We start from the raw sequence: 2197 nt of genomic DNA, 5'->3' as shown, positions 1-2197 counted from the left end.
GGCACCGCCCGACGCCGATCCGTGGCTGGTCGGGCACCTACGACGCTGGGCATATCTACCTGGTGATCCAGCAGCCCCCATCACCACCGACGACCCAATCACCCCTTACCAGTTGGAGATTCGCGGTGAGTGGCAAGCCGCCGCCGAAGCGTGGACCGCGCGCAGCTGCCCGTACGACGCCGCCATTGCCCAACTGCGCGGCGACATCTCCGCCGTCGAAACGGCCCTTGCCACGTTCCGTCGCCTTGGCGCCAGCGCCGCGGCCCGCCGCGCCCAGCAGCGCCTCAACGATATGCGCGGCCACACCCCCTCGCAGCACACCGACACCAGTGCCGACCCGCATGGTCTCACCAGCCGCCAACGCGACATTCTCGAACTGCTCGCGGTCGGCCACAGCGACGCCGACATTGCCAACGCCCTTGGCATCAGCCCGAGAACCGTGAGCACCCACGTCGGCGCCATCCTGACCAAACTCGGCGTGCACAACCGCACCCAAGCCGCCGTCTATGCGCGCCAACAACCCCGATCGCACAACTGAATTCGCTGCGACGGGGCATAACACTACCGCGCACTGCCATTGCCTGGCCGATCGTTGCGACCGGTACTACTGCTGGTGTTCGTCGATGAACGCGCACATCAGCGGTGTAGCGGGTCGCACTCCCGCACGGAGAGACTTGCCGCGGGCCCAATAGAATTTCGATCGTCGCATCGAGCTCGCGGCGCTTACGGCGTGACTCGCTTAGCTCGCGGGCGGTATCCGTCGGCACTCTCGCCGCCTCGCCGCGTCGACCTCGCACTGGAGGCACTCGAAGAAGTTACCCAAAAAGTGTCCGAATCACGGCTAGTGGCCGCTCTTGACAGGTGAGCGTCGCTGAACGGCAGCGGCGACCAACCGAAGGAGAACAAAATGACCACCGCCATCAATTACAAGATGAGCACAAGCGCTGGATCGGCGTCCTGGTGCTCGGCGGCGCCGCCGCGACACTTTTCGCGTTGACCACCGCCGACCCTGCCGAGGCGGCACCGGGGGACACAAACGTTGCGGTAAAGCCGGTCGGACCGGTAAATCCAGACTTTGTGCGCGGCTTTGATATCAGCCCGGGGCTCCGAAGCGGGTTGAATCCCCAGCCGTTGCCCCCGGGACCTGACCCGAGTCCCGACGTGCGGATAGCAGCTCCCTGGCTCCAAAGCGAGTTGAACCCGCAGCCGTTGCCCCCGGGACCTGAGCGGGGCCTTCGGGATCTGATGTTTACCAGATTCTGAGCACAGTGGTGCGCCGGTCGCCTAGCGTGGTCGCGAGCACCAGCGAGACGGGGGACCCTTAGGTGCTCACCATGCGGCGCCCGAGGGTCCCCTGTCCTCTTTCATCCCTGGGCCCACATGACGTTGGGGCCGAGATGGCAAGCCGCCCTTTGGGTGTCGTTGAGATGCGTACGAGCGGAACGCCCACCCTAACTGTCGGCCCCCGCAGGGCCTGATGGGTAGTGTGCGTCGCCGGGTGGACGCAAAGCATCGGAATTTCCCATATGTTGCCGCGCCGCGCGGTGGCGAACACTTCGACCTTTATGCCGACCAATCCCGAGATGGAGATCGCAGCCGGGCAACATTCGTGACGCCACAGCCAACAAACCTGGTCGCACAACTGAATTCGCGGCGATGCGGCCCAGCTACTTACCGGCTACCCCGTTCCGTATTGGACGTCGGTTGAATATCGGTGCGTGCGTGGGGCATCGGGGGTCCCGAACAAATGTCGACGAGCCGGTAAGCATCGCCCGGCTAACTGATTCGGTACGCGTGGCGGGGGCCGGCGGGCTAAGATAAATGCCGCATCCTGAGCCGATGTGCGTTTAGCTGATGCCCGCGGCAGCCGCCCGCGCACGCGCCCGTTTCTAGCCTGCGCCCTCGACCTAACTCGGCGCATCCGTATTTTTACGTGTGTTTGCCCGGATCCACCGCACGACAGCGCTGTGCTGCTGGTGCCGCGGGCCGGGCGGAAGGTCGGGGCGGGTGGAGCGCCTGCTGGAACGCGAGACGGTGCTAGCCGAGCTGGATCGGCTAGCCGGGCAGGCTGCTCGGGGCCGGGGGCGGCTGGTGTTGCTGCGCGGGGAGGCCGGTGTGGGCAAAACCGCCACTGTCCGCCGGTTTCTCGCTGGAGTGGGTGCGCGGACGAGTATTTTGCGCGGCTGGTGTGATCCAC

General features: G+C 65.6%; 2 protein-coding genes and 1 pseudogene. 2 read left to right on the top strand and 1 reads right to left on the bottom strand.

What is annotated here, in order from left to right:
- A partial coding sequence (locus WAN71_RS19300; protein ID WP_422226867.1) for a helix-turn-helix transcriptional regulator occupies window positions 1-538 on the top strand: 538 nt, incomplete at its 5' end.
- Window positions 539-607: 69 nt separating this feature from the next.
- On the opposite strand, the pseudogene WAN71_RS19295 reads toward WAN71_RS19300, so the two are convergent.
- Window positions 608-782 (bottom strand): annotated as a pseudogene (locus WAN71_RS19295) (IS3 family transposase); the annotation flags it as partial.
- Between the two features lie 1225 nt (window positions 783-2007).
- Here WAN71_RS19295 and WAN71_RS19290 point away from each other — a divergent pair.
- Window positions 2008-2197 (top strand): ATP-binding protein (locus tag WAN71_RS19290; RefSeq protein WP_422226866.1); only part of this gene is annotated, 190 nt, incomplete at its 3' end.

It is taken from the genome of Mycobacterium sp., assembly GCF_049280035.1.
GTDB lineage: Bacteria > Actinomycetota > Actinomycetes > Mycobacteriales > Mycobacteriaceae > Mycobacterium.
This window is presented reverse-complemented; position numbering and strand designations above follow the sequence as displayed.